Genomic DNA, 1237 nt, shown 5'->3' on the forward strand with positions numbered 1-1237 from the left:
AGCTTCTCTTCGGGATCGGCGCGCAAGTAGGTCTCGGTGCTCTGGATACTGGCGTGGCCGAGCCATAATGCGACCTTGCGAATGTCCCCCGTCGCCGCGAGCGTGTGCATCGCGCAAGAATGACGAAGCACGTGGGGTGTGACGCGCTTCTCAAGGATCGACGGCTGCTTCGTCGCTGCCGTCTTGACGTGCTCGGCCAATCGGAACGCAAATCCGTCGCGGGTCATCGGCTGCCCGTTGGCATTTAGGAATATCTCGGTGACCTCAACTTGAGGCCGGATCGCAAGCCATGCGCGCAATGCGATCTGGGTCTCCTTCCACAGCGGCAGGACCCGTTCACGTCGCCCTTTGCCCATGATGTGCATGGTGGACAGGGAGCGGTCCGGGAAATCGCCCAGTTGCAGCGTTACGAGTTCCGACACCCTCAGTCCGCCAGCATAGGTAAGATGCAGCATCGCGCGATCACGGGTGCCGAGGCGTGTCCGGGGATCGGGTGTATCGAGCAAAGCCTTGATCTCGGCCCGGTCGAGATAATCGATCAGCGCCTTGTCTGTCTTCTTGGTCGGGATTGCTCTGACACGGAGTGCCTGATCGAGGCAGGCTGGAATCCGGTACTCGATGTATCGGAAGAAGGATCGGATCGCGGCGAGCCTGCCATTGCGGGTCCGCACGCAGCTGCCGCGGCCGATCTCCACATGATCGAGGAAGGCCATGATCATGTCTGTGCCGAGATCCTCAATCTCGAGATCGGTCGGTCGGCGCTTCAGCCGATCGGCAGCGAACTGGACGAGGAGGACGAAGCAGTTGGCATAGGTCTTCACCGTGTGCGGGCTGACGGCGCGTTCGCGCGGCAGATGTTCCCGCAGATATGCCGAGAGATGGGGAGCAAGCGCCGTCATGCCGCTTCTCCTTGAAAAAGTTGCTCGCTTGCAGCCGCAATGTCGCGAAGCAGCACCGGCGTGGCTTCGAGATACCAGTACGTGTTGGCGATCGACGCGTGCCCCAGGTAGACACTGAGACCGGCCATGTGGTGGGCAATGGCTTCCCTGTCACGCGGGCAGGACTCAAGCGAGCGGACAGCGAAAGTATGCCGCAGATCGTGGAGTCGCATGCCTGCCGTACCGGTTGCCCCACGATATCCGAGAAGCCGGGCCAACCTGACGAACACGACGTGGGCGCGCACCTTGTGCGGCGCTCGCCCCCGGATCGTGACGAACAGGTCATTACACTTGGCCGG

The 1237-nt window shown here is 61.8% G+C and carries 1 protein-coding gene and 1 pseudogene; both read right to left on the reverse strand.

All coding sequences use genetic code 11. From position 1 onward, the window contains the following. On the reverse strand, positions 1-899 hold an 899-nt coding region (locus tag AX724_RS13160), incomplete at its 3' end, for a tyrosine-type recombinase/integrase (RefSeq protein WP_066767235.1). Then, a pseudogene (locus AX724_RS13165) lies at positions 896-1237 on the reverse strand (tyrosine-type recombinase/integrase); the annotation flags it as partial. The gene AX724_RS13160 and the pseudogene AX724_RS13165, both read right to left, overlap by 4 nt.

This window comes from Sphingobium sp. CCH11-B1, from assembly GCF_001556865.1.
In the GTDB taxonomy this organism is placed as follows: Bacteria; Pseudomonadota; Alphaproteobacteria; order Sphingomonadales; family Sphingomonadaceae; genus Sphingobium.